Raw genomic sequence first — 25,748 nt, forward strand, 5'->3', positions numbered from 1 at the left:
GTCAACCCGCACCCGGGCGACGGTGGATAACTGGGTCATCCGGCCAGCGAGCCCATCATCTACATCCCATCGGATGCATCTCCATGTGGATAACTCTCGACATCATGACCCGGATTTAGGGCACCATTTTCCTCAGTGGTCGTCCCGTCCCGCCGACCGGCGCGGAGAGCCACCGAGCGAGTGGGGAGAACGGCATGGACAGCCCGGCTGGCAAGCTGCTGCAGGCCGTCGGCGGTTTGCTGCTGTTCTTCGGCTTGGCGCTGGTCGTGGTCATCGCACTGATCCTCGGCGGCCTGTCGAACATGGACGCCCAGGCGGCGACCTGCGATGCCGCCGCCCCCGACAACACCGAGTTCGCCTGGCCGACGGACAAGCACGAGGTCGCGCAGGGCTGGCAGGATCCCGACGAGAACGGCTACAGCCACTCCGGTGTCGACTTCAAGGTCGACGAGGGCAGCAAGGTCTTCGCCGCCGCCGACGGTCAGGTCGCCTCGATCGCGAACAACGAGGTCGTCATCAAGCACGAAGAGGGTGTCGAGACCCACTACAAGTACTTCCACGACATCACGACGAAGGTCGGCGACAAAGTCACCCGCGGCGAGCAGATCGGCACCTCGGGATCCGGCGACGAAGCGACCCCGGGCCTCAGCGGCCAACACCTGCACTTCGAGCTCTGGATCGACAAGCAACAGAACGGCCACCCCGAAGCCGTCGACCCAGGAGCCGACGCCTTCGGCGACACCACCCCCGCGGGCGGCGGCTGCGGCTGCGGAGGCGGCGGGCTGACCGGTGGCACGAACGTCGAGCAGGTCTTCAACTACCTCACCTCGAACGGGTTCACCCCGGAGCAGGCCGCCGGCATCACCGCGAACATGATCCACGAGTCCGCCGTCCTGCCGCAGCGACTGAACAACACCAGCGAGGACACGATCACGACCCCCGCGCAGGCTATGCAGTCGCCGAACAACACCAGAGCGTGGGGGCTGGTTCAGTGGTATCCGGGGCCCAAGATGATCAATGCCTCGCGCGCTGCCGGCAAGAGCGACGAGGAGATCGGCTCGCTGAAGTACCAGCTGGACTTCGTCCTCGCTCAGCTCAAGGGCTCTCCGCCCCTGTCGGAGAAGGAAGCCGGCGACGCTGTGCACGCCGCCAAGACTCCCGAGGACGCGGCGTTCGCCTTCGCGTTCAAGTTCGAGCGCTTCAGCACCAACCCGAACGACGCAGAGTTCGACCATCGCAGAGCTGACGCGAGGAACGTCTTCAATCGGTACGGCGCCAACGCGCCGAAGGGTGGCGGCTGCGCGGCCGGTGCGAAGATCGCCGCGACCGCGCGCTCACTGGCCTGGGACACTCCGGGTCACGGTCACACCCCGAAGCCGATGAACCCGACGTACGAGGAAGTCGAGCGGAAGTACAACGGCTCCGTGGGCTACGACGAGCTGACCGACTGCGGCGTGTTCGTGGCGACCGTGATGATCATGAGCGGTGTCGACCCGGACTACACCAAACGGCTGACCAGTGAGCAGCGCAAGTACGTCCGTGGCTCACCGAAGTACCAGAAGTTCGAGAACCTGACGATCAAGGACGAGAGCCAGCTGCGGCCCGGCGACATCTTCGTGCACGATCACCACACGTTCATCTACACCGGCGACTACGAGGGAAGCGACGGGAACACCTACAACGCGGCCGCGGCTTCGCTGAACGGTCACGTGCCGCAGGCCGACCATGTGTTCTTCTCCGACAACAACGGTCAGTACACCGTGGCTCGGTTCACAGGATAGGGAGAGCTGGACCGATGGATGAGAATCGCCGGTTGTTCGTGCTGGGCGGCACCGTGATCGTGGTCGCCCTGGTCGTCCTCGGTGCGTTCCTGGTGTTCCGGGGCGGCTCCAGGCACACGCTGACGGTGAGCTCGATTCCGAACGACCTGACCCTGACGGTCGACGGCAAGCAGGTCGCGGCGAGCGGCCCCATCAAGCTCAAGGAAGGCCAACACACGTTGACCGGCGAGCGGCGTGGGTTCGAGAGCCACACGGAGACGGTGCAGCTCCGGCAGGATTCGACGTACAACATGTACCTGTTCTCGAATAGTGCGGAAGGCCGCGCCTGGGAGAAGTCGAATCCTGGCCAGGAGCTCCAGCTGGAGGGAGAGGCGGGCCGTCGGTACGAGGAACTCGGCCGCCGCCTCCAGGCCAAGTACCCGATTCTGGCCAAGTTGCCGGCCTTCGGCGAAGGATTCAGCATCGATCAGGGCGTCTCGCAGGCGCACCCCGGCGACCCTGAATCCCTGGCCTTCTACGTCAAGGTCACCTACCCGGAGGGCCGCCAGAACGCCGTCAAATGGATGACGGAGCGTGGTTACAAGCCGGAGACGCTGGAGCTGATCTACAAGTAGGCCAGGGTCAGCTCTCCGCCGGGAGTCGTGATCGCGGTCAGGGGGAAGTCCAGCGGGTTGGTCAGGCAGCGGATCGAGCCGCCGCCCTTGTGGAACTCGGAGAGGTCGAGAACCACGACCGTCAGGCCGAGGCCGGTGAGGATCTCGCGCAGACGGTCGGAGCAGGCCGGCATCAGGATCGTGGTGTCGACGACGATCGAGTTGGCCGTGAAGGCGAAGGCCTCGTCGTCGGTGAGGACGATGGGGTCGGGGACGATGCGGGCGAGCTGCGCCTGGCCGGCGGTGTCGAAGGCCGGCGGGTAGATCATCGCGTGGGTGCTGTCGACGGGGCAGAACGGCAGATCCAGGTGGTACATGCCTTCGTGGGCGATCCGCAGTCCGCGGACCCGGAGGTTCCAGTTGGTGGCGAGGTGCTTGAGGGCGTCGGCCTCCGTGCGCGGGCCGTAGCCGACGACCAGGCTGTCGCCGAAGACGAACGCGTCACCGGACTCGAAGTGCGGGCCTACGCCGTCGCTGCCGGTCCGGTCCAGGGTGAAGCCGTGGCCGGTGAACCACTCGGCCGCGGTCAGCGACTCGTTCCGGCGCGGCCCGAAGCGCATGTGCGAGAGCATCGCGCGGCCGTCCGCGGTCGCCAGACCGAGGTTCATCGCGTAGACCATGTCGGGTGAGTCGTCGCGCTGCGCGAGCACCTCGACCTGGCCACCGGCGTCGATGATCGCCTGGCGTAGTGAGTCCCACTGCTTCAGCGCCAGGACCGGATCCGGCTGGTCGTGGGTGGACATGTACGGGTTGATCACGTAGTCGATCCGGAAGTGGTCCGGGCGGACCATCAGATACCGGCGACCCCACTCCAACGGCTGACCCATGACCCCTCCAAAGACCCGTGAGATCCGACTGCCGGATCCCCTGATTGTCCGACAATCAGTCAGTTTGAGGCCGAGGCTTCGCGGAGTCAAACGGTTGGTCGGCGCTGCTCCGGACGAGGCTGGTTCTGGCGTGGGGTAAGGACTAACCTGCGGGCATGACCCCTGACCATGAGGTTCGCTTCCGCGCCTGCCTGGACGATGTGGCGGCTTACCAGCCCGGTCGTCCGCCGGCGCGCACCGACGGGCGTCCGTCGTACAAGTTGTCCAGCAACGAGAACCCGTACCCACCGCTGCCGGGTGTGCTCGCCGCCGCGACCGAGGCCGCGGCGCAGATGAATCGCTACCCGGACATGGGTGCGGTCGACCTGCTCGACGCGCTGTCGGACCGGTTCGGCGTGCCCGTGAGCGACCTCGCCGTCGGGACCGGGTCGGTGGCGCTCATCTACCACCTGCTGCAGGCGACGGTCACCGTCGGCGACGAGGTGATCTACGCCTGGCGCTCGTTCGAGGCGTATCCGATCGCCGTTCAGCTGACCGGCGCGACCTCGGTGCGGGTCCCGTTGACCGAGGATGCCCGGCATGACTTCAAGGCGATGGAAGCCGCGATCACCGACCGGACCAAGGTCATCCTCGTCTGTACGCCGAACAACCCGACCGGCCCGGTGGTCCGGCGGGACGAGCTGCTGGCGTTCCTGGACGCCGTACCGTCGAACGTCCTGGTCGTGCTCGACGAGGCCTACCGCGAGTTCGTCCGCGCGGAGGACGTGGCCGATGGGGTCGACGTCTACCGCGACCGGCCGAACGTCGTGGTGATGCGGACCTTCTCGAAGGCGTACGGACTGGCAGGTTTCCGCGTCGGGTACGCGATCGGCCACCCGCCGGTGGTGGAGGCGATCCGCAAGTGCGCGCTGCCGTTCGGCGTGAGCCACGTCGCTCAGGCTGCCGCGATCGCCTCGCTCGAGGTGGAGGACGAGCTGCTGGAGCGCGTCGACGCGTTGGTGACCGAGCGGACCAGGGTCGTCGAGGAGCTGCGCGCGGCCGGCTGGGAGGTGCCGGAGACCGAGACGAACTTCGTCTGGCTGCCGCTGGGAGACGAGACGGTCGCCTTCTCTGAGGCTGTGCAGGCCGAGGGGGTCTCGATCCGCCCGTTCCCCGGTGACGGCGCACGCATCACGATCGGCGAGCGCGAAGCCAACGATCTCTTCCTCGAAGTTGCGATCGCCTGGCGCAACGCCTAGGTCTGGGCCGGCACATGAGTGCGGCGCCGGGAGTAGTGAGGCTCACTCCCGGCGCCGCCGGTACTGCTACCGAATCAGTCACCCCACCGAGGTGACTCTTTCGGGTCCCGCATCACTGACCAGGGAGAAGGTCAGTTGTTCTGCGTCGAGTCCTGCTCGCAGGTCTTCAGCGTGTCAATCGAGTTGCCGTTGTTGAACGCGCCCAGAACGCCGGCCAGGTTGGTCAGCGGCACGTTGCCACCGATACCCGTCGCGGACAGCTCGTTGTGGCAGGCCTGGAACGGGCCGACGTTGTTGCGGCTGACGGACACGACGCCGTCGTCACCGGCCTTGTACCACTTGCGGTTGGCCTGGTCGTTGCCCTGCTCGCAGGTCTTGACCGCGGTCACCGAGTTGCCGTCGTTGAAGAAGCCGACGATGCCGGTCACGTCGCTCGCCGGCACGTTGCCGCCGATGCCGGTGCCCGAGCCGAACAGGTGGCAGGCCTGGAACGGGCCGATGTTGTTGTCGTCAAGGCCGACGAGCTTGCCGTCGCGCTTGACGCCGTACCAGCCGTGGTTGCCGCCGTACGCCTTGCTGGCGACAGACGCCGCGTCGGCCAGGCCGGTGTCCTGGGCCTTCTTCTGCGTGTCGTCGAGAACGTTCGCGCTCACAACGGTGGCCAGGCCCAGCGTGGCGACGGTCGCCACGGCCGCGGCTGCGGCGATCTTGCGAGTTACCTGCATTATGCCAGGTTTCCTTTCGGGTTTGACGGATTCGTCTTAGTGGTAACGACACCTGGCAGGGGCGGTTACAAACTTTTTCGTCAACGTTCCGATTGCCTGACGGGACAAGGAAATATGGCTCTGACCAGGCAACTTGCCGGTAACCGGAGTGAGCGTCAGTTGAGATGGAACGGGCCGTAACCGATGTCGGCGTACGTCGTTGAGTCAGCGCGGGTGACGGATGAACCCGGTGATTCGGACGATTGTTCTCGGCGGACTCGGTGGTCGCCGAATTGGCAATACCATGATGAATCGGAATATTGTTGTAAGCAATGCCGGAGTTTTGCGCTGTGTTATTTCGGGGCACGGCGCGACCCGGCGACCAGGGCCCGCTGCCGCGCGCATCGGCAGCGGTGGGAGGCCCGGGTCCATCATGGGCCCGGGCTTTTCCTTGCCCCCGGACTGCGCCGCCCCCGGGGCTGCCCCGCGGTCAGGCGGCTCTGCGGTCAGGCGGCTGGGCTGCGACGGCGCTCGGACGTCACCACCAGCGCGACCCCGATGATGATCACGGCGCCACCCAGCAGGATCTGCCAGGTGATGTGCTCGTTCAGGATCAGCCACCCGAGGAAGACCGCCACGGCCGGGTTCACGTACGCATAGGTCCCGATCAACGAGATCGGCGCGTTCGCGAGCAAGTAGGAGTACGCCGAGTACGCCAGCAGCGACCCGAACACGACCAGGTAGCCGAGTGCGATCCACCCGGATCCGTCGATCCGGTCGACGTGCAGGCGCCCGGGCTCGCCACGGAGTACGCCGAGCACGACCATCGCCGTACCGCCGAACAGCATCTCGTACAGCGCTGTCACCAGCGGGTCACGCGGCAGGCCGAGGCGCGGGGAGAACCGGGATCCGACCGCCCAACTGATCGTCCCCAGCACCAGAGTCGCCACCGACAGCGGCTTGGCGCTCGTGTCACCGCCGGACAGCGCCAGCAGCGCGGCGCCGCCGAACCCGATCAGCACGCCGATCCACGTCAGCGCCCGCGGTCGTTCGCCGCCGCCGACGCGCAGCACCATCAGCCACAGCGGCACCCCGGCAACCAGCAGCGCCGCCAGGCCGGACGGGACCGTCTGTTCCGCCACCGCGACCGCTCCGTTGCCGAAGGCAAGCAGTAGCAGCCCGACGGTGGCCGCGCCGAGCGCCTCGCGCCCGGTGATCCGCAGCCGGCGCCGGCCCGACTTCAGGGCCAGGATCGCCGCGAGCAGGACGCCGGCGACGAGGAAGCGAGACGCCATCCCGAGCATCGGTGGGATGTCTGCGTCCACCACGACGCGGATGGCCAGGTACGTCGAACCCCAGACGATGTAGACGACCACGAGTGCCGTCCAGATCATCGCGCCGGACGCGGGCCGGACGCCGGTCGCCGACGCAACGGCCGGAGCGGAAGCCGCCATCCGAGCCTCCTCGGGTCACTCAAGTTGTGTCAGGGGTGTCATGCGTGAACGATCATTACACTAGGCGGGCGCGATCTGCGGCGCAAGCAGGTATCCGGTCAGCAACGCGTTGTTTCCCGCCAGGTCCGGACTGACGAAGGTGACCGCCGTCGCCGAGACCGCGAAGGCACCAACTTCAAGCTTGTCCGGCTCGAACGGCTGCCGTGATGTGTGACACATGCCGTCCGAATCGCCGCGCTCGGTAGGATGAGCGTGGAGGTAGTACCAGTTGATGGACTGGTGTCTCACTCCAGCACCCGATTCGGTACCGCCGTACCCGCCCGCGTCCTGATAGTTAGCGGATCAGTCAGCTGGTCGGTACGGTGTCCATCAACCCTGGATCCACGCGGTCCTGCCTGCGAAAGCCTCATCCGGCGCAACGGGCCGGGCTCGTGCAACGTTGCGGTCGCGGCGATCCCGCGCTCGAACCCGAGGAGTGCATGTGAGTGAGTCGGTGCCGGGGACTCCCCCGGAAGTGTTCGCGCCCGTGGAGGCGCCGGTCAGTCCCACCCAGGCCTTGGAAGAGGTCGAGTTCGTCCAGCTCCTGACGCCCGAAGGCGAGCGCGTCGAGCACCCGGACTACTCGTTCGGCCTCGACGACGAGGCGATCAAGGGCTTCTACCGGGACATGACCCTGGTCCGCCGGATCGACACCGAGGCCACCGCCCTGCAGCGGCAGGGTGAGCTCGGGCTCTGGGCGTCGCTGCTCGGGCAGGAGGCCGCGCAGATCGGCTCCGGCCGCGCGCTGAACGGCAAGGACATGGTCTTCCCGACCTACCGTGAGCACGGGGTCGCCTTCTGCCAGGGCGTCGACCCGCTGCGGTTGCTCGGCCTGTTCCGTGGCGTCGACCAGGGTGGCTGGGACCCCAAGGACAACAACTTCCACCTGTACACGATCGTGATCGGCGCGCAGACGCTGCACGCGACCGGGTACGCGATGGGTCAGCAGCGCGACCACGCCATCGGCGACGCCGAGAACGGCGAGGCGACGATCGCGTACTTCGGTGACGGTGCCAGCAGCCAGGGTGACGTGAACGAGGCATTCATCTGGGCGTCGGTGTTCAACGCGCCGGTCGTGTTCTTCTGCCAGAACAACCAGTGGGCGATCTCGGAGCCGATCGACCGGCAGACCCGGATCCCGCTGTACCAGCGCGCCGCCGGCTTCGGCTTCCCCGGTGTCCGCGTCGACGGCAACGACGTCCTCGCGACGTACGCCGTCACCCAGCAGGCACTGCGTCGCGCCCGCGAGGGCAGCGGCCCGACGCTGATCGAGGCCTACACCTACCGGATGGGTGCGCACACCACCTCCGACGACCCGACGAAGTACCGGCTCAGCGAGGACCTCGAGCACTGGAAGCTCAAGGACCCGATCGAGCGGGTGCACGCCTACCTGAGCCGGCATGCCGGCGTCGAGCACGACTTCTTCGACCAGGTGGAGGCCGAGGCCGACAAGGTCGCCGCCGAGCTGCGAGCGGGCTGCCTGTCGTTGCCGGACCCGGTGCTGACCGACTACTTCGACAACGTGTACGTCGAGCAGACGCCTGAGCTCGTCGAGCAGAAGGCCCAGTACGCCGCGTACGCCGCTTCGTTCGAAGGCGAGGCTCGCTGATGACGAAGATCACCCTGGGCAAGGGCATCAACATGGGTCTGCGGGCGGCGATGGAGGCCGACCCGAAGGTCGTCGTCATGGGCGAGGACATCGGCAAGCTCGGTGGCGTCTTCCGCGTCACCGAGGGGCTGCAGAAGGACTTCGGCGAGGACCGGGTGATCGACACCCCGCTGGCCGAGTCCGGCATCATCGGGACCGCGGTCGGCCTGGCGCTGCGCGGGTACCGGCCGGTCTGTGAGATCCAGTTCGACGGCTTCGTGTTCCCGGCGTACGACCAGATCATCAGCCAGGTCGCGAAGATGCACTACCGGTCCGCGGGCCGGATCCGGATGCCGATCGTGATCAGGATCCCGTTCGGCGGCGGTATCGGCGCGGTCGAGCACCACTCGGAGTCGCCGGAGACGCTGTTCGCGCACGTCGCCGGGCTCAAGGTCGTCGTGTGTGGCGACCCCGTCGACGCGTACTGGATGATCCAGCAGGCGATCGCCTCGGACGACCCGGTGATCTTCTTCGAGCCCAAGCGTCGCTATCACGAGAAGGCGGAGCTGGACGAGTCCGTGCCGCCGGTGCAGCCGCTGCATCAGGCGAAGGTGGTCCGGTCGGGTACTGACGCGACGCTGCTGTGCTACGGCCCGATGGTGAAGACCTGCCTGCAGGCGGCCGAGGCCGCGGTCGACGACGGGCGGCAGCTCGAGGTGATCGACCTGCGGACGATCTCGCCGCTGGACCTGGCGACCATCTTCGCGTCGGTCAAGAAGACGCGGCGCGCTGTCGTCGTCCACGAGGCGCCGTTGTCGCTCGGGCCGGGAGCTGAAATCGCTGCTCGGTTGACCGAGGAGTGCTTCTACCACCTGGAGGCGCCGGTGCTGCGCGTCACCGGGTACGACACCCCCTACCCGCCGTCGCGGATGGAGGAGGAGTACCTGCCCGACCTGGACCGGGTGCTCGACGGTGTCGACCGGGTGATGGGGTACTGATGGGCATCCAGCACTTTCGCCTCCCCGATGTCGGTGAAGGCTTGGTCGAGGCCGAGATCGTCAGCTGGAAGGTCAAGCCGGGCGACACGGTCAAGCTGAACGACACGATCGTCGAGATCGAGACCGCGAAGTCGTTGGTCGAGCTGCCGGTTCCGTTCGCCGGTGTGGTGACCGAACTCCTCGTCCCAGAAGGCGAAACCGTCGACGTCGGTACGCCGATCATCGCCGTCCAAACCGCTGATTCCTCCCCGGAGGATCTCGTCCCCACCATCCCCGACGAGCCGGCCGACGGCGGCCGCACCGCAGTCCTCGTCGGCTACGGCCCCCGAACCACAGAAGCCAAACGCCGAACCCGCAAACCCCCCACGGCTCCCGCAGCCTCCGCCGGCTCGACGCCGGCTCCGGCTGCGGGGGGGTTCACTCAGCCGGGCACCCCAGGAACTGCAGCTGGCGCCGCCACCCAGCCGCTACCAGCTCAGCCGGGCTTCTCCTCCGAACCGGCGCCGCAGGCGCCGGTTGTTGTTGCTGTTGGCAACATGCATGTTCTGGCGAAGCCGCCGGTGCGGAAGTTGGCCAAGGATCTGGGGGTTGAGCTGGGGGCGGTGACTGCTACCGGGCCGGGTGGGGTGATCACCCGGGCTGATGTCGAGGGGCACGTTTCGGTGCCGGTGGCAACTGTTGTTGCGGCTGCGCCGGTGGTGAGTGGCCGGGGTGATACCCGGGTGCCGGTCAAGGGTGTGCAGAAGGTGATGGCACAGGCGATGGTGAACAGCGCGTTCACCGCACCGCATGTGACCGAGTGGATCACCGTCGACGTGAGCGCCACGATGGAGCTGGTCGAGCGGCTCAAGACCGACAAGGCGTTCCGGGAGTTGCGCGTCTCGCCGTTGCTGATCGTCGCCAAGGCGGTCACGCTCGCGGCTCGTCGTACGCCGATCGTCAACGCGGCCTGGGACGAGCAGGCGCAGGAGATCGTCTACAAGGGCGCGGTCAACCTCGGCATCGCCGCGGCCACCCCGCGCGGGCTGATCGTCCCGAACATCAAGAACGCGGACGCACTCACACTCCCCGAGCTGTGCGGTGCGCTGAACGAGCTGGTCGCCACGGCTCGCGAAGGCAAGACCTCGCCGGCCGACCAGGCAGGCGGCTCGTTCACGATCACGAACGTCGGTGTCTTCGGCGTCGACGCCGGTACGCCGATCATCAACCCGGGCGAGGCCGCGATCCTCGCGTTCGGCGCGGTGCGCAAGCAACCGTGGGTGGTGAACGACGAGATTGTCCCGCGCTGGATCACGACGCTGGCGTTGTCGTTCGACCATCGACTGATCGACGGCGAGAAGGGTTCGACCTTCCTCGCCGATGTCGCGGGCATTCTCGAAGATCCCGCGCGCGCATTGATGTTCTGAGCAACAATCGGGGACCCCGGGCGGCGTTTCGATGCCCTCGGGGTCACCCTTGCTTCCCGATCGGGTCGGGTCGCGGGGTTCCGGCGTACGACGGTGAATCCCGGCATTAGCTTCTCTCTCGGTAGTTCTTTCCAGAGGGGGATTTGTGATGCTGACAGCTCACCGCGGTCGATTCGTCGCCGGCGCGCTGCTCGCGGGCGCGCTGGCGCTGACCGCCGCCGGTTGCGGTTCGAACGACGACGACAAGGCCGCCGCACCTCCCACCACAGCTCCGGCCACCAACAACACGACCTCGACGGATCCGAGTACGCCGCCCGAGGAGTCGTCCGGAATCGCCACGACCCCTGCCGAGGAGCCCTCGGGCGACTCGAGTACGCCGGCCGGCGATCTGCCGAGCCCGTGCAAGGGCGTCACCGAGGCGGACGTCACCGGCTGGACCGGCCTGCCGGTTCAGAAGGACGAGACCGGCAACTTCGGCGTGGAAGATCCGTACAACCCTGGCGACACCCAGCGCGAGTGTGCGTTCGGGATCAAGGGCGGGCACCTGCTGATGGGCACCGGACGGACGAGCGCGGACATCTTCTCGCCACCGGGTGAGGCCGAGACCGTCACCGGCATCGGCGACCAGGCCTATTTCATCAAGGCCAACAACGAGCTGCACGTCCGCAAGGACACCCTCGAGGTCATCGTCAACTTCACCAAGGACTCCAGCCCGGAGGACGACGTCAGCCTGATCCCGGCCCAGAAGATCATCGCCACCAGGATCCTGGAGATCGCCGGCGTCTGAGGCGCTGTTTGACCTCAAGCGCTTCAAGTATGTGACCGTGGATCACATGACGATCCTCACCATCCACGAGGTGTCCGAGCGGAGCGGGCTGCAGACCCGCCTCGAGTACCTCCGCGAGAAGGCGGCCTTGTGGGACGCCCGAGACCGCGGCGACGCCACCGCCGAGGCTGATTCCACCGAGCGTCTCCTTCCGGTCATGGCTGCGCTGGGATCGCTGGGGGTGGCCAGGTGAGCCGGGTGCTCGTTACCGGAGGTTCCGGCTACTTGGGTTCGCACCTGATTGCTCGACTGCTGCAGGACGGACGGGCGGTGCGGACCACCGTGCGGTCGCTGGAGCGCGAGGCGGAGTTGCGTACGGCGACGCACGGCAGCGCTACCGAGCTGGAGGTTGTCGGCGCGGATCTGTTGAGCGACGACGGGTGGGCGGCCGCGATGGACGGATGTGACGAGGTCCATCACGTCGCCTCGCCGATTGCGGTGGCCGATCCCGAGGACCCCGATGACCTGATCGTGCCCGCTCGGGAGGGCACGCTTCGGGTGCTGCGGGCGGCGCGGGCGGCCGGGGCGCGGCGCGTCGTACTGACGTCGTCGTTCGCGGCGGTCGGTTACACCCCCAAGCCGGGCGCGGACTTCACCGAGGACGACTGGACGGATCCGGATACACCGGGGCTCGCGACGTACCCGCGCTCGAAGGCGATCGCGGAGCGCGCCGCCTGGGATCTCCTGAAGGACGGTACGACGGAGCTCGTCGCGATCAACCCGACCGCGATCTTCGGGCCGCTGCTGTCGCGGGATACCGGCGCGTCCGTCGCGCTGATCCAGCGCATGCTGAACGGCACGATGACCGTCGTCCCACGCCGCTACTTCGGAATCGCCGACGTCCGCGACGTCGCCGATCTGCACGTCCGCGCGATGGCCGAGCCCACGGCGGCGGGCAAGCGATTCCTCGCCGTGTCCAACGACCCGACCCTGAATCTCCTGCAGATAGCCGAGATCCTGGGCCGCCGACCGGGCGCCCAGGTTCCCACCGAGGAAGCCGCCGGTCCGACTCCGCCGCGCCCGACCATCCACAACACCCGAGCCCGCGCTGAACTCGGCTGGGATCCCCGGCCGGCCGAAACCACCCTCGTCGACACCGCCGAATCCCTCGAAGCCTTCGGGCTGATCTGAGGATGAGTGGGGGTCCCGGGCGGGAGACCCCCACTCTGCTGTTAGCGGTGTACGGCGTCGAGCGCGTCCGCGATGCCTTCGCCGAAGAAGGCGTTGTTCTTGGTGGTTCCGGTGCAGCGGGCGTCGGGAGTGACCGGGCACGCCGTGTCGTCGGCCTCGTGGCGGAGGGCGGACTCGAGCTGACTCGGTCCCCACCAGGGGTGCGCGGACTTCATCAGGGCGGCGATGCCGGTGACGTGCGGCGAGGCCATCGACGTACCGCTCATCAGGCCGTAGCCCCCGCCGGGCAGCGTGGACAGGATCGAGCTGCCGGGTGCGGCGACGTCGATCTTGTTGAGGCCGTAGTTCGAGAAGCTGCTCTTGACCCGGGCCTGGGTGGTGCTGGCGACGGTGATGACGCCGGGCAGCTCGGTCGGCATGTCCAGGCAGCCCTGGTTCAGCTGGCGGGTGACCGGGGTCGAGTCGTCCGGGCTGCCGCTGTCGGTGGTCTTGTTGGCCAGGTCGACGTTCGAGTTACCCGCGGCGGCGACGGAGAGTACGCCGCGGCTCGATGCGTACGCGTACGCACGCTTTACCGCTTCCAGGACCGCGCCCTGGTCAGGGTCGTTCTTGCACCAGAACTCCCACGGGTCGATGTAGTAGCTGTGGTTGGTGACGGCCATGTGGTGGTCGGCGGCCCAGACGATGCCGCAGATCGAATACTCCGGGAAGATGAAGCCGCCGTCGTTCACGACCTTCACCGACGCGATCCGGACACCCGGCGCGACACCGACCACGCCGACGCCGTTGCGAGCCGCGGCGACCGTGCCGGCCACGTGCGTACCGTGCGGGCTGGTCGTCGGCCGCCAGGCGCCGGGCGTCGTGTCCGGTACGCCGTTGGTCACACAGTTCACCGAGTCACTTGCGTCGAAGTTCGGCGCGAGGTCCGGGTGGGTGTCGTCGACACCGCTGTCGTTGATGCCGACCAGCACCCGGCGGGAGCCGTCCGTCACCGCGTGCGCCTGGTCCGCCTTGATCTGGACCATGTCCCACTGCTCGTTCTCCCGTGGGTCCGGGACCGGCGTGGCCTCGGTGTCGTCGATAGCGTTCCCGCCGCCGACCGCGGTCCCACTCGAGCCGACCGCTTGCCCATCGGTCACGGGCGCCGTGCGCGTGGCGCCGACCGACTGCACCTCGCGGCCGTTCCGCCCCTTGCGGACATCGGTGCGGAAGTTCGCGTTGGACGACTGCGCGACGACCACGCCGAACTGCCGGTACGCCGTGAGCACCGTGCCGCCGGCCGCCTTGACGGCCTGCTCGACCTTCCGGACGTCACCAGGGGAGGCCTTGGTGTTGACGACGTAGTTCATCAACGGACCCGGCACCGGATCGGCGGTCGGTACGGCGGTGGCCGTGGTCGCGGCGCCGAGTGTCGTCAGGGTCAACGCGGTGGCGGCCAGAGCGGCTGCCACTCGGCGGGGACTGGAACTTCGGGACACGCGGCCTCCTCGGAGCAGGGCCGGGGCGGGCAGGGCCTCGGCTCGGTACCCGCAGACTCTAGGCCGGATTCGCGGTAAGAGGAGTTCCCGATCCAGAACGCAGGGGTAACCCTGCACCTGTCACTACCCAGCGTCCATCCGTTCACGCTCAGTTGCCCACATGCTGTGGATCGGCCTGTGGATAACTCGTGGACAAGCTGGGGAATACCGGGCCTGGGCGGTGGATTAGATGTGTGTAAGATAGATACAACAGAGATACGAGACGTATGGGCGGGAGTTTCTTGAGTAGCGGGTTGCCGGAGAACGAGCCGGCGAGGGTGACATCGGATGCCTTGCGGTTGGGCGAGGAGACCGCGGAGATCGCGCGGGTGGTGGTCGAGGCGGCGCCGGGGGTGGAGAAGATCCCCGCGGCGGAGCGTGTGTACGCGTATGTGAAGGCCGCGATCCTGGACCGGACCTACCCGGGCGGTGAGCTTCTCACCGAGGGCGAGCTGGCGACCGCGGTCGGAGTGTCGCGCACTCCCGTGCGGGAAGCGTTGCTCCGGCTGGAGGAGACCGGTCTGGTCAAGCTGTACCCGAAGCGAGGTGCGCTGGTTCTGCCGGTGTTGCCGCAGGAGATCGACGACGTTCTCGAGGCGCGCGAGCTGATCGAGACCCACGCGGCGGCGAAGGTGTGGCCGCGGCGCAAGCAGCTGATCGAATCGCTGACCGCGCGCGTCGACGAGATGCGCGCGCACCGCAAGGCCGGTGACGCGAAGAGCTTCCTCGAGGCCGATCGTGCCTTCCACGAGGCGATCGTCGGTGCCGCAGGCAACGAAATCCTGGCGCGCCTCTACAACAGTCTGCGCGACCGGCAGGTCCGGATGGGCGTGCCCGGCATCGAGATGCAGCCGGCCCGGATGGACAAGTCCATCGCCGCGCACCAGGAGCTGATCGAGGCCCTCGGTGGGAACAGCGTGAAGCGGTTCCGCGAGCTCGTCATCGCTCATATCGACTCCGCCGCGACGGAGCTGCGGAGTACTCGGTGACCAAACTCCTCTTCCCCCTGGGCGGACGTCGGGCCTGGGCGGTGTGGGCCGTTGCTGTCTTCACCTACCTGGTGACCGTGCTGCACCGCGGTTCGATGAGCGTCGCCGGTCTTCAGGCCGCCGAACGCTTCCACATCTCCGCATCTGCGCTGGCCAGCTTCACCGTGGTCCAGCTGACTGTGTACGCCGCCATGCAGGTGCCGGTCGGCGTCTTACTCGATCGGTACGGGTCCAAGCGACTCTTGATCGCAGCGTCCGGGCTGCTGTTCGTGGCGCAATCTGCGTTCAGCCTGGTCGACTCCTATCCCGCTGCGCTCGCTGCACGCGCCGTACTGGGTGTTGGCGACGCACTGGTCTTCATCAGCGTGCTTCGCGTGGTCATGTCGTGGTTCCCCGCGCTACGCCAGCCCGTGATGTCGCAGGTGACCGGAATGCTCGGTGGACTCGGCGCGATCATGTCGACCGTGCCGATGGCTGCCGCCTTCCACGCGTTCGGCTGGACGACCACATTCGCCAGCGCGAGCCTCCTGAGCCTCCTGACCGGCGTCGCAGTGCTGTTCCTGCTCAAGAACAGCCCGTACGACGAACCACTCAAGCAACCGAAGCAGTCGCTCGCCGAGGTCCGTAGCAACCTGAGCCGGGCCTGGAGAGAGCCGGGTACGCGGTTGGGCATGTGGACCCACTTCACCACCAGCTTCTCCGGCAGCACGTTCGGCCTGCTCTGGGGATACCCATTCCTCGTCCAAGGCCAAGGAGTCGCTCCGACGACCGCTGCGGCGATGCTGATCATCCCGGTGCTGGCAGGGTTCTGCTACGGACCGGTCGTTGGCCGGTATGCGGCCCGCTTCCCGTTCTACCGGTCGTGGATCGTGCTGGCGGTGATTGCGGGATCGGTGCTGATGTGGAGCGTCGTACTGCTTTGGCCCGGTCAGGCCCCGATGCCGGTGCTGTTGCTGCTCATCGTCGTACAGGCTGCTGGTGGGCCTGGATCGATGCTCGGACTGGACTATGCGCGCACGTTCAACCCTGCGACCCGGTTCGGTGCCGCCAACGGGATGGTCAACACCGGTGGGTTCATCGCGACGCTGGTCTGTATCGGCACGGTCGGCATCCTGCTCGACGCGTCGTCGGGTGGCGCACCGCAGACCATCGGCGACTTCAAGTACGCGCTGGCGTTCCAGTACGTGCTCTGGGCGATCGGCACGCGGCAGATCCTCAAGTACCGCCGCAAGGCGCGTGGTCACCTGGCCCGCTACAACCCCGAGGCGTACCAGGCGCTGATCTCCAACCAGATCGTGCCGCTGAAGGGCTGATGCCAGCCGCCTGACATCTCCTGCCAGCCGAGTGCCAGGCCCGTGCCAGTACCTCGCGGCACGGTTATCCCAGTGCAGTGAGTCCACTGGGAGGAACCATGACCACAACGAGCCAGGTCGCCATCGAGGCAACCGGTCTGGTCAAAAAATATGGCAACACCACGGCCCTGGCCGGCGTCGACCTGAGTGTGCCGACCGGCACGGTCCTCGGCGTCCTGGGCCCGAACGGGGCCGGCAAGACGACGGCGGTCCGCATCCTCGCGACCCTGCTGCGGCCCGACGCCGGGCACGCCATGGTCGGCGGGTACGACGTCGTCCGGGAGGCCGGCAAGGTCCGTGGGATCGTCGGGCTGACCGGGCAGTACGCGTCGGTCGACGAAGACATGTCCGGTCGCCGGAACCTGGTCATGATCGGCCGGCTGCTGGGCTTCTCGCGGGAGTTCTCCCGGGCCCGCGCGACCGAGCTGCTCGAGCGGTTCGAGCTGGTCGACGCCGGTGACCGGATCGCCAAGACGTACTCCGGCGGTATGCGCCGGCGACTCGACCTGGCCGCCAGCCTGGTCGGCAACCCGAAGATCCTGTACCTGGACGAGCCCACCACCGGTCTCGACCCGCACGCCCGCAACGGCGTCTGGGAGACGATCCGCAACCTGGTGCTCGACGGGACCACGGTGCTGCTCACCACGCAGTACCTCGAGGAGGCCGATGCACTGGCCGACTCGATCGTGGTCTTCGACAAGGGCTCGGTCGTCGCCTCCGGGCGCCCGGCAGAGCTCAAGGCCCAGGCCGGCAAGCAGTCGCTGGACGTCCGGCCTGCCGAGCCCGCTCACCTCGAGCGCGTCGCCGCGATCGTCGCCGAGGCGACCGGCACCCGGCCGAACGTCGACGTGGTCAACACGCTCGTCAGCGTCCCGGTGAGTGACGGTTCGTCGATGCCGGTCGTCGTACGACGGCTGGACGAAGCCGGGATCGCGGTCACCGAACTGGCCCTGCGGCTGCCCAGCCTGGACGAGGTCTTCCTCGCCCTGACCGGTCACGCCGCCGAAGAGCGTCCGACGGACGCCGTCCTGGAAGGAGCGGGGCGATGAGCACCGCCACTCTTGAGATCCCCACCAACCCGGCGGAGCGGAGTCGTCCGTTCGCCTGGGTGCAGCAGAGCCTGACGCTGGCGTGGCGCAACATCGTCCGGATCCGGCAGAACCCGGAAGCCCTGGCCGACGTCACGTTCCAGCCGATCATCTTCCTGGCGTTGTTCCTGTTCGTCTTCGGCGGCGCGATCGCCGGCGGCGGAGGCTGGCGCTCGTACCTGCCGGTCCTGCTGCCGGGCCTGCTCGTGCAGACCGTGGTGTTCGCGACGATGGGCACCGGGGTCGGTCTGAACGACGACTTCGCCAAGGGCGTGTTCGACCGGTTCCGCAGCCTGCCGATCGCCCGGATCTCGCCGCTGATCGGTGCGGTCCTCGGTGACGCGGTCCGGTACTCGCTGTCGATCGTGATCCTGATGGCCAGCGGTTTCGTCCTCGGTTTCCGTTTCCACAACGGCGTCGGCAACGGCCTCCTGGGCATGCTGATCGTGCTGCTCTTCGCGCTGTCGATGTGCTGGATCTGGGTCTGGCTCGGTCTGGTGATGAAGACCGCCCAGGGCGTCCAGGGCATCGCCTTCCTGGTGATGTTCCCGCTCACCTTCGGCAGCAACATCTTCGTCCCCGCGAGCACCCTGCCCGGCTTCCTGCAAGCCTTCACCAAGGTCAGCCCGATCACCTACCTGGTCGACACCGAACGCGCCCTCATGGGCGGCGGCGCCCTCCAGAAACCCCTCCTGATCACCCTCGCCTGGATGGTCGGCCTGGTAGCAGTCTTCGCCCCCCTAGCCATCCGCGCCTACCGCCGCCGCACCTGAGCAGCAGAAAGGGGGCCGGGGAAGCCCCGGCCCCCCTTTCGTCTGTCAGGGTTGGAGGTCGGCGAAGGCGAGGGGTTGGCGGGTGCAGAGGTAGGTTGCCCAGTGCAACTTTTCGGGGGTGCCGTCGGGGGTGCGGGTGATGCGAAGGAGTTCGCCGCGTTCGCGACCGGAGACGGTGCGGTAGAGGTCGGTGGAGATGCGCTCGAAGACAGCCGGTGCGAGGTGCTCCGGGGCGATCGGCGGCTTGGCCTGGAGTACGCCGTTCTTGACCGAGAAGTCGAACGGGTGCCCCTCCGAGAACCAGGTGCCGAGGACGCCTTCCAGCTCGGCCGGTACGGCGGAACCCGGCACCCACGCCTCCACGGGCAGCGGGTCGTCCTCGAGGACCTTGATGACCAGGTCGGTCGCGAGCGCACTCGGAGCCGGTGACGAGGTCGCGCCGTACGCGGCGATCCCGGCCGTCCCGGACTCGCGGTGGACGAACGTGGACGTGATGTGCCCCGGCATGCCGCCGTCGTGGCCGACGAAGAGGCGGTCGCCGCGCCGGAGGATCATGAAGCCCAGGCCGAAGGCGAGTTGCCAGCGGTCCACGTCGGCCATGATCTGCACCTGGCACATCTCCTCGATGGTGGCCGGCGACAGCACCTCGTCGATCGGATTCGCCACGAACATGGCCCACTTGGCCAGGTCTTCCGCCGTACTCGCGAGCCCCCCGCAGGCAGCCATCGCGCCGAGGTCGAGCAGCGGTTCCTGCACGGGTACGTCGGAGAACGGCGGCACGTAGTACCCGGTCAGCGCCGGACCGCCGTCCATCCCGACCGTGGTCCTGCGCATCTCCAGCGGATCCAGGATCCGTGCCTTGATCGCGTCGTACCACGGCCGTCCGTCCAGCCGCGCGACGATCTCACCGAGCAGCGAGAAGACCAGGTTCGAGTAGTGGAACCGGTCGTGCGGCTTGCCGACCCGCTCGGCGTCGTTCCACCCCGACACCAGCTCGTCGCGATCGGGGAACTTCATCAGGTCCCACACATCGCCGACCGGTTCGCGCTGCATGCCCGTCGCGTGGCTGAGCATCTGCCGCACGGTGATGCCCGCGTGCTTGCTCTCCGGGATCAGCGTCTCGACCGTGTCGTCCAGGCTGAGCTTGCCTTCGTCGCGCAGCGCCATCACCGCGACCGCGGTCAGCGTCTTGCTCTGCGAGGCGATCAGGAACTGCGAGTCCGCGGTCGGCGGTACGCCGGGACTGTTCAGATCGGCGGATCCCGCCCCGACCGACCAGGCCAGCGATCCCGCGCGGGCGACCGCACCCACGACTCCCGGGACCCGGCCTTTGGCCTGACGTTCGGCGACGATACGAGCAAGAGAGGTCTGCGTCGGCGCAGCGATAGAAGTCACGATCTCCGACCATAGGCGACGGTGATGTCACAACGGCAGGGGAGTGCGAAACCAGGGATCGTTCCGGGTCATCGGATGACAAAACACAGGGTGTTGGTCGGCGCGATGTGCGAGGCTGGTGGGGTGCGCATAGCGGTGCTTGGGCCTCTCGCGATGTGGGCGGCCGACGGGACTCCGCTGGACGCCCGCGGAGTCCGGCTGCGCGGGTTGCTCGCACGCTTGGCGTTGAGTGCCGGCCGTCCGGTGAGTGTCGAGACCCTGGTCGACGGCCTGTGGGGGAGCGAGCCCCCGAGTGCCAACGCTCTGCAATCACTCGTATCCCGTCTGCGTGCAAGCCTTCCGGTCACCGAGTCGAGCGTCTCGGTCCAATCCGGTCCGGCGGGTTACACCCTGACGATCGGCCCGGACTGTGTCGACGCACTCCAGTTCGAGGAGCTGGTACGACGTGGTCGCGCCCTACTCGCCTCCGACCCGGAGCAGGCGCACACACTCCTCACCCAGGCCGACCGGCTCTGGCGTGATGAGGCCCTCTCCGACCTGCGTGATCTCCCTTTCGCCGCGGTCGAGGCGAACCGCCTGGCCGAGCTCAAACTCGCCGCCGGCGAAGACCTGGCCGAGGCCGCCATCGCGTGCAGTCACGCGCGCGACCTGATCGCCGATCTCGAACGCATGGCCGTCGCCCATCCGCTCCGCGAACGCGTGCACGAGCTGCTGATCAGAGCCCTGTACGCCGACGGCCGGCAAGCCGAGGCACTGGCTGCGTACGAACGAGTCCGGACCACCCTGGCCGACGAGCTCGGCGCGGACCCTGGGACCCGGCTGCGCGATCTGCACGTTGCCGTCCTCCGCGGAGACTCGGTCGATCCGGCCGCGAAGACCGTGCCCCCGGTTGCGAAAGCGGCGCCGCGCAGCAACCTCGGGGCCCGGATGACCAGCTTCGTCGGACGGCGAGACGACGTCGACGAGCTGTCCCGGCTGTTGAGCAACGGGACGCGGCTGGTGACCATGGTCGGTCCGGGTGGCGCGGGCAAGACCAGGCTGGCGACGGAGACTGCCCGCACACTGGTGGATCAGAGCGGCGACGGCATCTGGTTCGTCGAGCTCGCGCCACTGGGAGACGCCACCGATGTGGCACCTGCGGTCCTGTCCACGCTGGGTGCGAGTGAGTACATCGACGTACCGGTGACCTCGTCGTTCGGCAAGCCGTTCCCGACCAGCCGAGCAGCGACCGAGCGGCTGGTCGAGGTGATCGACGATCGCCGCGTCCTGCTCGTCCTCGACAACTGCGAGCATCTCGTGCAGGAGGTCGCCGGTCTGGTCGACTCGCTCCTTGCCGCCTGCCCGCGACTGCGCGTGCTCGCGACCAGCCGCGAGCCGCTGAGCATCCCTGGTGAGCACCTGCACCCGGTCGGCCCGTTGGGCATGCCGCCCGAGCACAGCGTGGGCGACGAGTATCCGGCGATGCAGCTGTTCGTTGACCGGGCCTGCGCCGTACGACCTGACTTCGTTCTGAACGACACCAACCGCGAGGCGGTCGGCGAGATCTGCCGGCGGCTGGACGGGATGCCGTTGGCGATCGAGCTGGCCGCGGCGCGATTGCGCGCGTTGACCCCGCTGCAGATCGTCGACCGGCTGGCCGACCGGTTCCGCCTGCTGACCAGTGGATCGCGGACCGCGCTGCCCCGGCACCAGACTCTGCGCGCGGTCGTCGAGTGGAGCTGGGAGCTGCTCGATCCGGACGAACAGGCGGTCGCCCGCCGGCTCTCGCTGTTCGCCGGCGGCGCCACGCTGGACGCGGCCGAGCAAGTCTGCGGCGACGACAACCTCCCCGCCGAGGCTGTCCTCGGTGTGCTCGCGTCGCTGGTCGACAAATCGCTCGTCGAGGCCGCGGCCGGTGAGCGCTCGGTGCGCTACCGGATGCTCGAGACGGTCCGCGCGTACGCCGCCGAGCAGCTGAAGGCCTCGGGTGAGTTCGAGCGGTTCCGGCGGGCGCACACGGCGTACTTCGGTGAGGTGCTGCGACAGGCGCGGCCGAAGCTGCGGCACCGCGATCAGATCATCTGGATCGCCCGGCTGAACGCCGACAACGAGAACCTGATCGAGGCGGTCCGGACCGCGATCGACCTCGGTGACTCCGCGACCGCTCTCGAGCTCGTGGCCGCGCTCGGTGAGTTCTGGAACATGATCGGGCGTCCGTCCGAGGCCGTCACCTGGATGCGGGCGGCCCTCGACGTACCAGGCCCGAGCTCTCCTCTGGACCGGGCGTCGGTGGTGATGCTGTATTCGCTCGGCATCATGGGCGGCGGCGCATCCATGGACGAGACGATGCCGAAGGCGATCCGCGGGCTGGCTCTCGTCCGCCGGCTGTCCCGGCAGGATCCTGCCGTCGCCGAGTCGTTCGTCGGCTGGTTCACCAACGCGGTCTGGGCGATGATCCGGCGGGACCGGGCCGGTTGCTTCCGTGAACTCGAGGCGGCCCGCGAGAGCCCCGACCTGTGGACCCGGAGCATGGCCACGATGATGCTGGCCATGTTCCGCGAGAACGACGGCGACGTCGATCAGATGGCCGCCGATCTGACCGTCGCGATCGACGGCCTGCGGACCCTCGGGGAGCGGTGGGGTCTGTCGATGGCACTGCGCGGATTCGCCAGCTACCAGAGCGCTCGTGGCGATCACGAGGCTGCGCTGGCCTCGCACCTCGAGGCCCTCGGATTGCTCGAGGAGCTGGGCAGCCCGGAAGGGCTCGCGCAGTTGCTCGGCGGCTTGGCGATCAGCCGACTCGAGCTCGGCGACGTGGACGGCGCGCGGGCGGAGTTCGAGGAGGCGCTCCGGCTGTCGGAGGACAACGGTTCGCGCGACGGGCAGGGGATGGCCACCTTGGGCCTGGCCCGGATTGCCCGCCGGTCGGGCCGGCTGGAGGAGGCCAGGGAGCTCGCCGAGCGCGGCGTGGCGATGCTCGACAGCGACCCGGAACGGATGGCGGCTCACGGCCAGTCGGTGGGTATCGCGGAGCTCAGCCGGACAGAGGCTGCCGCCGGCGATCTCGAAGCTGCTCGACGCGACAACCGGCGGGCCGTCGAGCTGGCTCTCACCACCGAGGACATGCCGGTCATCGCGGGAGTCCTGGAGACCACCGTCGACGTCGAGTTGCTGGCGGGCGAATCCGAGCAGGCCGCGCGGATGCTGGGGCTGGCGGCGTCGTTGCGCGGGATGCGGTCGGTCCCGGACGCCGACGTACGCAGCGCCGTCGAGCGGCTGCATGATGCCCTGGGCAACGAAGCGTTCGACGCCGCGTACGAGGCCGGGATCGCGACCACCCGCGACGACGCGGTGGCCGAGATCCGCAAGCGGTTCGTCAGCGAGCCCCCGGGTCCGTGAGCCTCAGGCCCGTACGCCTGAGGTCCTTGAGCCTCAGGTGCTCGAGCCTCAGGTGCTCGAGCCTCAGGTGGTGAGGAGCTGGATCGCCAGCTCCCGCAGGGATTTCTGCACCTTCTGCTCCGGCGGGCGCGGCTCGGCGAGCATCCAGTCGTAGACGACGGTGTTCACCGCGCCGAAGAACGCCAACCCCAGAAAGCGGAAGTCCTTCGTCTTGATCTCACCCCGCGCCACTGCAGTGTCGCCGAGTTCGCGAACGTTGCCGAGCAGCAGTTCGCGGAAGGCGATCCGCTGCGCCTCGACGGCCGGGCTGATGCCGACCACCTCGACGAACGAGATCCGGGCCCGGCGCAGGTCGGCCATGATCGCGCGCAGGTAGCTGTCGACCGACGCGGTGATCCGCTCCCGCACCGGCCGATCCTCGGTCCGCCGGAGCGCATCACCAGTGGTCCGGACCGCGAGCTCGATCACCTGCGCGTGCACCGCGAGCAGCACGGCCTCCTTGTTCTGGAACTCGTGGTAGAAGTGCCGCGTCGACACTTTCGCCTGTGTACACAGGCGTTCCACCGAGGTCGCCGGATACCCGTCGGTGCCGAACAACTCCAGCGCGGCAGCGAGCAATCGCTCCCTACGCGCAGCCTTCCACTCCTCGACGGACCGCCCGGAATAACGGCGTACGGAGGGTTCCCTCATCACACCTCTTGTCGCTACCCCGTGCCAGATGCCGGACATACTATCCACGACTCGGGCTGACCGTAACCGGGTTGGCCGGGCGGACTGTAAACGTTCTTACGCAACGCCGCCCGGCCGCCCGGATCAGTCCAGTTTCACCGCACCGGCCTCATCCATCGTTTGGTAGCCGGTTCCGCCGTCGAGGAGCTCGCGGATGATGTCGAGATGGCCGACGTGGCGGGCCGTCTCCTCGATCAGGTGACAGAGGATGTAGCGCAGCGAAGCTTGTTTGCCCTTCTCCGCGCCTTGTTCGAGCGCGTCGAGGGAGAGCTCGGCGATGGTGTCGTTGGATCGCGCGCACTCGGCGTCGTACTCGTCGAGCAGCTTGGCGATCGGTACGTCGTCAACGAACATCTCCGCATCCGGATGGCCGCCCTCGGTCCAGGGGGTCTGACCGGTGTCGGGGACGCCCATCAGGCTGAGCTGGAACCAGGAGTACTCGTTCCAGCGGAGGTGAGCCACCAGGCCGGCCATCGTCATCAGTGGTGACGTCGGCAGAAGCTTGCGGTGGGCATCTTCTTCGGTGAGTCCTTCGCACTTCATCCGGACGAAGGAACGTTGGACATCAAGCCATCCGATCAGCTGGGTACGCTCGTCGGCGGCCAGCGGGGGACGGGGCACTTCGGTCATTCGTGCTCCTTGGATGTGGAGCTACCCATCCTCAACCGCGGGTACGGCGGGAGGGCAGCACGACTGTCGGGATCGACATCGCGTCACCTCCTCTCCGCCGCCGGAGCTGTCGTTGCTCCGGCCCGAGCACCATACCGAACCGATCGGCGGACGGACAGCGGGTTTCTGGCACTCTTGACCTTGTACAGCGCCCGCACCGCGCGAAGAGGTGAGACGTGGATCCACGGTTCGACCTGCCGCTCTACACGCGCGCCGAGGTGGCACTCCAGCTCGGACTGCCCGCGACCACGCTCGGCGACTGGTTGCGGTCGGGTGCGCTGGAGGCCGGCAGCGGTGGACGCGGCGAGCCGACGATCACCTTCGCCGGGTTGGTCGAGACGCACATGCTTCGGCACCTCCGCCACGCCGGGCTGTCCCTGCAGGCGATCGGCGAGGCAGCGATCGCGCTGCGATCACGCGCCGGCCGACGCAATCCGCTGGCGTGGTCGGGTCTCGCGCACGACGGCCGCGACCTGCTGATCGAGATCGCCGCCGAAGGACGCGAACAAGGCTGGGAACGCATCCGCGACAGCCAAGGCGGTCTCCCCGGCCTCCTCCGCCGAGGCTCCGCCGCGATCGGTTGGTCCGACGACGGGTACGCCGGGACCCTGCGCCTGGTCCGCTATCACGACATCGACGTCATCGTGGACCCCGAACGCTCCGCCGGCCAACCCATGATCGAAGGCACCGACGTCCACGTCGAAGACGTCATCGAAACCCTCCGCACCGGCGCAAGCTTCCGCGAAGTGGCCACCAAGTACAACCTCGAGGACTTCGAAGTAGAAGCACTTCTCCGCCCCCACCTACGCCCACCCACCCACCGCAAACCCAAACCCCATCCACCCCAACCCGAGTCACTCATCTAAGCCCGAGTCAGGCGGTCTCCGGGCCATCACAACTCGAGCGGATGTCCGCTCGAGTTGTGGGTTCTCTGCTGGTACGCGAAGGGAGAACCCACAAGACGAAGGGTTATCCGGCTCTTGTGTCGGATGTGTGGGATGTGTGGGTTGAGCTGTGTGGGTTGATTGGTCGCCGCTGCGCGGCGGTTGGTTTTGTTGCCGCCTTCGGCGGGGGCGCGGGTGGTGGGTTGGCCGCTGGTGTGGTTTTGCGCGAGGCGGCTGTGGTGGCGCGGTCTCCGGGCTGCGTGATGGTGCTGGTCGCGGTGGTGTGCGTCAAGGGCGCCTTCGGCGTCGCTGCGCGATCTTCGACCCTT

General features: G+C 67.8%; 24 protein-coding genes. 16 read left to right on the top strand and 8 right to left on the bottom strand.

Annotated elements, in window-relative coordinates:
* Positions 1 to 194 precede the first annotated feature (194 nt).
* Together ACWF4Z_RS37125 and ACWF4Z_RS37130 are read left to right on the top strand one after the other, a co-directional pair.
* A complete protein-coding gene (locus ACWF4Z_RS37125) occupies positions 195 to 1,781 on the top strand; it encodes a phage tail tip lysozyme (protein WP_452247922.1) in 1,587 nt (528 codons plus the stop codon).
* Between the two features lie 14 nt (positions 1,782 to 1,795).
* Positions 1,796 to 2,395 (top strand): PEGA domain-containing protein, encoded by a 600-nt coding sequence (locus ACWF4Z_RS37130; RefSeq protein ID WP_452247923.1) that lies wholly within the window; start codon positions 1,796 to 1,798, stop codon positions 2,393 to 2,395.
* Here ACWF4Z_RS37130 and ACWF4Z_RS37135 read toward each other — a convergent pair.
* On the bottom strand, positions 2,386 to 3,261 hold the full coding sequence (locus tag ACWF4Z_RS37135; protein ID WP_452247924.1) for a dimethylarginine dimethylaminohydrolase family protein: 876 nt from the start codon (positions 3,259 to 3,261) through the stop codon (positions 2,386 to 2,388). The two genes, ACWF4Z_RS37130 and ACWF4Z_RS37135, sit on opposite strands and share 10 nt — an antisense overlap.
* 155 nt (positions 3,262 to 3,416) lie before the next feature.
* Here ACWF4Z_RS37135 and hisC point away from each other — a divergent pair, with 155 nt between their 5' ends.
* A complete protein-coding gene (gene hisC / locus ACWF4Z_RS37140) occupies positions 3,417 to 4,499 on the top strand; it encodes a histidinol-phosphate transaminase (protein WP_452247925.1) in 1,083 nt (360 codons plus the stop codon).
* A gap of 131 nt (positions 4,500 to 4,630) precedes the next feature.
* Here hisC and ACWF4Z_RS37145 read toward each other — a convergent pair whose 3' ends face one another.
* From ACWF4Z_RS37145 to ACWF4Z_RS37155, 3 genes are all read right to left on the bottom strand, one after another.
* Positions 4,631 to 5,224 carry a hypothetical protein gene (locus ACWF4Z_RS37145; protein WP_452247926.1) on the bottom strand — a complete coding sequence of 198 codons (594 nt, stop codon included), beginning with the start codon at positions 5,222 to 5,224 and terminating at the stop codon, positions 4,631 to 4,633.
* A gap of 485 nt (positions 5,225 to 5,709) precedes the next feature.
* Positions 5,710 to 6,657, bottom strand: a complete 948-nt coding sequence (locus ACWF4Z_RS37150; protein ID WP_452247927.1) for an EamA family transporter — start codon at positions 6,655 to 6,657, stop codon at positions 5,710 to 5,712.
* A 60-nt stretch (positions 6,658 to 6,717) separates the two neighbouring features.
* Complete coding sequence (locus ACWF4Z_RS37155; RefSeq protein WP_452247928.1) at positions 6,718 to 6,945, bottom strand: hypothetical protein; 228 nt, start codon at positions 6,943 to 6,945, stop codon at positions 6,718 to 6,720.
* A gap of 193 nt (positions 6,946 to 7,138) precedes the next feature.
* Here ACWF4Z_RS37155 and pdhA point away from each other — a divergent pair, with 193 nt between their 5' ends.
* The 6 genes from pdhA (at position 7,139) to ACWF4Z_RS37185 (ending at position 12,645) form a co-directional block, all read left to right on the top strand.
* On the top strand, positions 7,139 to 8,305 hold the full coding sequence (gene pdhA, locus ACWF4Z_RS37160; protein ID WP_452247929.1) for a pyruvate dehydrogenase (acetyl-transferring) E1 component subunit alpha: 1,167 nt from the start codon (positions 7,139 to 7,141) through the stop codon (positions 8,303 to 8,305).
* Positions 8,305 to 9,282, top strand: a complete 978-nt coding sequence (locus ACWF4Z_RS37165; RefSeq protein ID WP_452247930.1) for an alpha-ketoacid dehydrogenase subunit beta — start codon at positions 8,305 to 8,307, stop codon at positions 9,280 to 9,282. The genes pdhA and ACWF4Z_RS37165 overlap by 1 nt, the downstream gene beginning before the upstream one ends.
* Positions 9,282 to 10,688: a dihydrolipoamide acetyltransferase family protein gene (locus ACWF4Z_RS37170; RefSeq protein WP_452247931.1), complete on the top strand. Its 1,407-nt coding sequence runs from the start codon at positions 9,282 to 9,284 to the stop codon at positions 10,686 to 10,688. Before ACWF4Z_RS37165 ends, ACWF4Z_RS37170 begins: the two co-directional genes overlap by 1 nt.
* Before the next feature lie 148 nt (positions 10,689 to 10,836).
* Entirely contained in the window at positions 10,837 to 11,475 is a 639-nt protein-coding gene (locus tag ACWF4Z_RS37175; protein ID WP_452247932.1) for a hypothetical protein, read from the top strand.
* A gap of 46 nt (positions 11,476 to 11,521) precedes the next feature.
* Positions 11,522 to 11,707 carry a hypothetical protein gene (locus ACWF4Z_RS37180; protein WP_452247933.1) on the top strand — a complete coding sequence of 62 codons (186 nt, stop codon included), beginning with the start codon at positions 11,522 to 11,524 and terminating at the stop codon, positions 11,705 to 11,707.
* A 5-nt stretch (positions 11,708 to 11,712) separates the two neighbouring features.
* Entirely contained in the window at positions 11,713 to 12,645 is a 933-nt protein-coding gene (locus ACWF4Z_RS37185) for an NAD-dependent epimerase/dehydratase family protein (RefSeq protein WP_452247934.1), read from the top strand.
* A 41-nt stretch (positions 12,646 to 12,686) separates the two neighbouring features.
* Here ACWF4Z_RS37185 and ACWF4Z_RS37190 read toward each other — a convergent pair whose 3' ends face one another.
* Positions 12,687 to 14,123, bottom strand: a complete 1,437-nt coding sequence (locus ACWF4Z_RS37190) for a S8 family peptidase (RefSeq protein ID WP_452247935.1) — start codon at positions 14,121 to 14,123, stop codon at positions 12,687 to 12,689.
* Between the two features lie 317 nt (positions 14,124 to 14,440).
* Between ACWF4Z_RS37190 and ACWF4Z_RS37195 the strand changes: the two genes are divergently transcribed.
* From ACWF4Z_RS37195 to ACWF4Z_RS37210, 4 genes are all read left to right on the top strand, one after another.
* On the top strand, positions 14,441 to 15,151 hold the full coding sequence (locus ACWF4Z_RS37195; RefSeq protein WP_452247936.1) for a GntR family transcriptional regulator: 711 nt from the start codon (positions 14,441 to 14,443) through the stop codon (positions 15,149 to 15,151).
* The gene (locus ACWF4Z_RS37200) at positions 15,148 to 16,464 is read left to right on the top strand and encodes an MFS transporter (protein ID WP_452247937.1); all 1,317 of its coding nucleotides are present in this window, start codon (positions 15,148 to 15,150) and stop codon (positions 16,462 to 16,464) included. The genes ACWF4Z_RS37195 and ACWF4Z_RS37200 overlap by 4 nt, the downstream gene beginning before the upstream one ends.
* Before the next feature lie 98 nt (positions 16,465 to 16,562).
* Positions 16,563 to 17,552, top strand: a complete 990-nt coding sequence (locus tag ACWF4Z_RS37205; protein WP_452247938.1) for an ATP-binding cassette domain-containing protein — start codon at positions 16,563 to 16,565, stop codon at positions 17,550 to 17,552.
* Positions 17,549 to 18,364, top strand: coding sequence for an ABC transporter permease (locus ACWF4Z_RS37210; RefSeq protein WP_452247939.1), 816 nt, complete (start codon positions 17,549 to 17,551; stop codon positions 18,362 to 18,364). The genes ACWF4Z_RS37205 and ACWF4Z_RS37210 overlap by 4 nt, the downstream gene beginning before the upstream one ends.
* A 45-nt stretch (positions 18,365 to 18,409) precedes the next feature.
* Here ACWF4Z_RS37210 and ACWF4Z_RS37215 read toward each other — a convergent pair whose 3' ends face one another.
* Complete coding sequence (locus ACWF4Z_RS37215) at positions 18,410 to 19,759, bottom strand: serine hydrolase domain-containing protein (protein ID WP_452247940.1); 1,350 nt, start codon at positions 19,757 to 19,759, stop codon at positions 18,410 to 18,412.
* A gap of 75 nt (positions 19,760 to 19,834) precedes the next feature.
* Between ACWF4Z_RS37215 and ACWF4Z_RS37220 the strand changes: the two genes are divergently transcribed.
* Complete coding sequence (locus tag ACWF4Z_RS37220) at positions 19,835 to 23,137, top strand: BTAD domain-containing putative transcriptional regulator (protein WP_452247941.1); 3,303 nt, start codon at positions 19,835 to 19,837, stop codon at positions 23,135 to 23,137.
* A gap of 63 nt (positions 23,138 to 23,200) precedes the next feature.
* Here ACWF4Z_RS37220 and ACWF4Z_RS37225 read toward each other — a convergent pair whose 3' ends face one another.
* Positions 23,201 to 23,827 (bottom strand): TetR/AcrR family transcriptional regulator, encoded by a 627-nt coding sequence (locus ACWF4Z_RS37225; RefSeq protein WP_452247942.1) that lies wholly within the window; start codon positions 23,825 to 23,827, stop codon positions 23,201 to 23,203.
* A gap of 123 nt (positions 23,828 to 23,950) precedes the next feature.
* The gene (locus tag ACWF4Z_RS37230) at positions 23,951 to 24,496 is read right to left on the bottom strand and encodes a DinB family protein (protein WP_452247943.1); all 546 of its coding nucleotides are present in this window, start codon (positions 24,494 to 24,496) and stop codon (positions 23,951 to 23,953) included.
* Between the two features lie 215 nt (positions 24,497 to 24,711).
* Here ACWF4Z_RS37230 and ACWF4Z_RS37235 point away from each other — a divergent pair, with 215 nt between their 5' ends.
* Both ACWF4Z_RS37235 and ACWF4Z_RS37240 read left to right on the top strand, forming a co-directional pair.
* A complete protein-coding gene (locus tag ACWF4Z_RS37235) occupies positions 24,712 to 25,401 on the top strand; it encodes a DUF433 domain-containing protein (RefSeq protein WP_452247944.1) in 690 nt (229 codons plus the stop codon).
* A gap of 56 nt (positions 25,402 to 25,457) precedes the next feature.
* The coding region (locus ACWF4Z_RS37240; RefSeq protein ID WP_452247945.1) for a hypothetical protein at positions 25,458 to 25,748 on the top strand (291 nt) is incomplete at its 3' end.

Source organism: Kribbella sp. NPDC055071 (assembly GCF_053608045.1).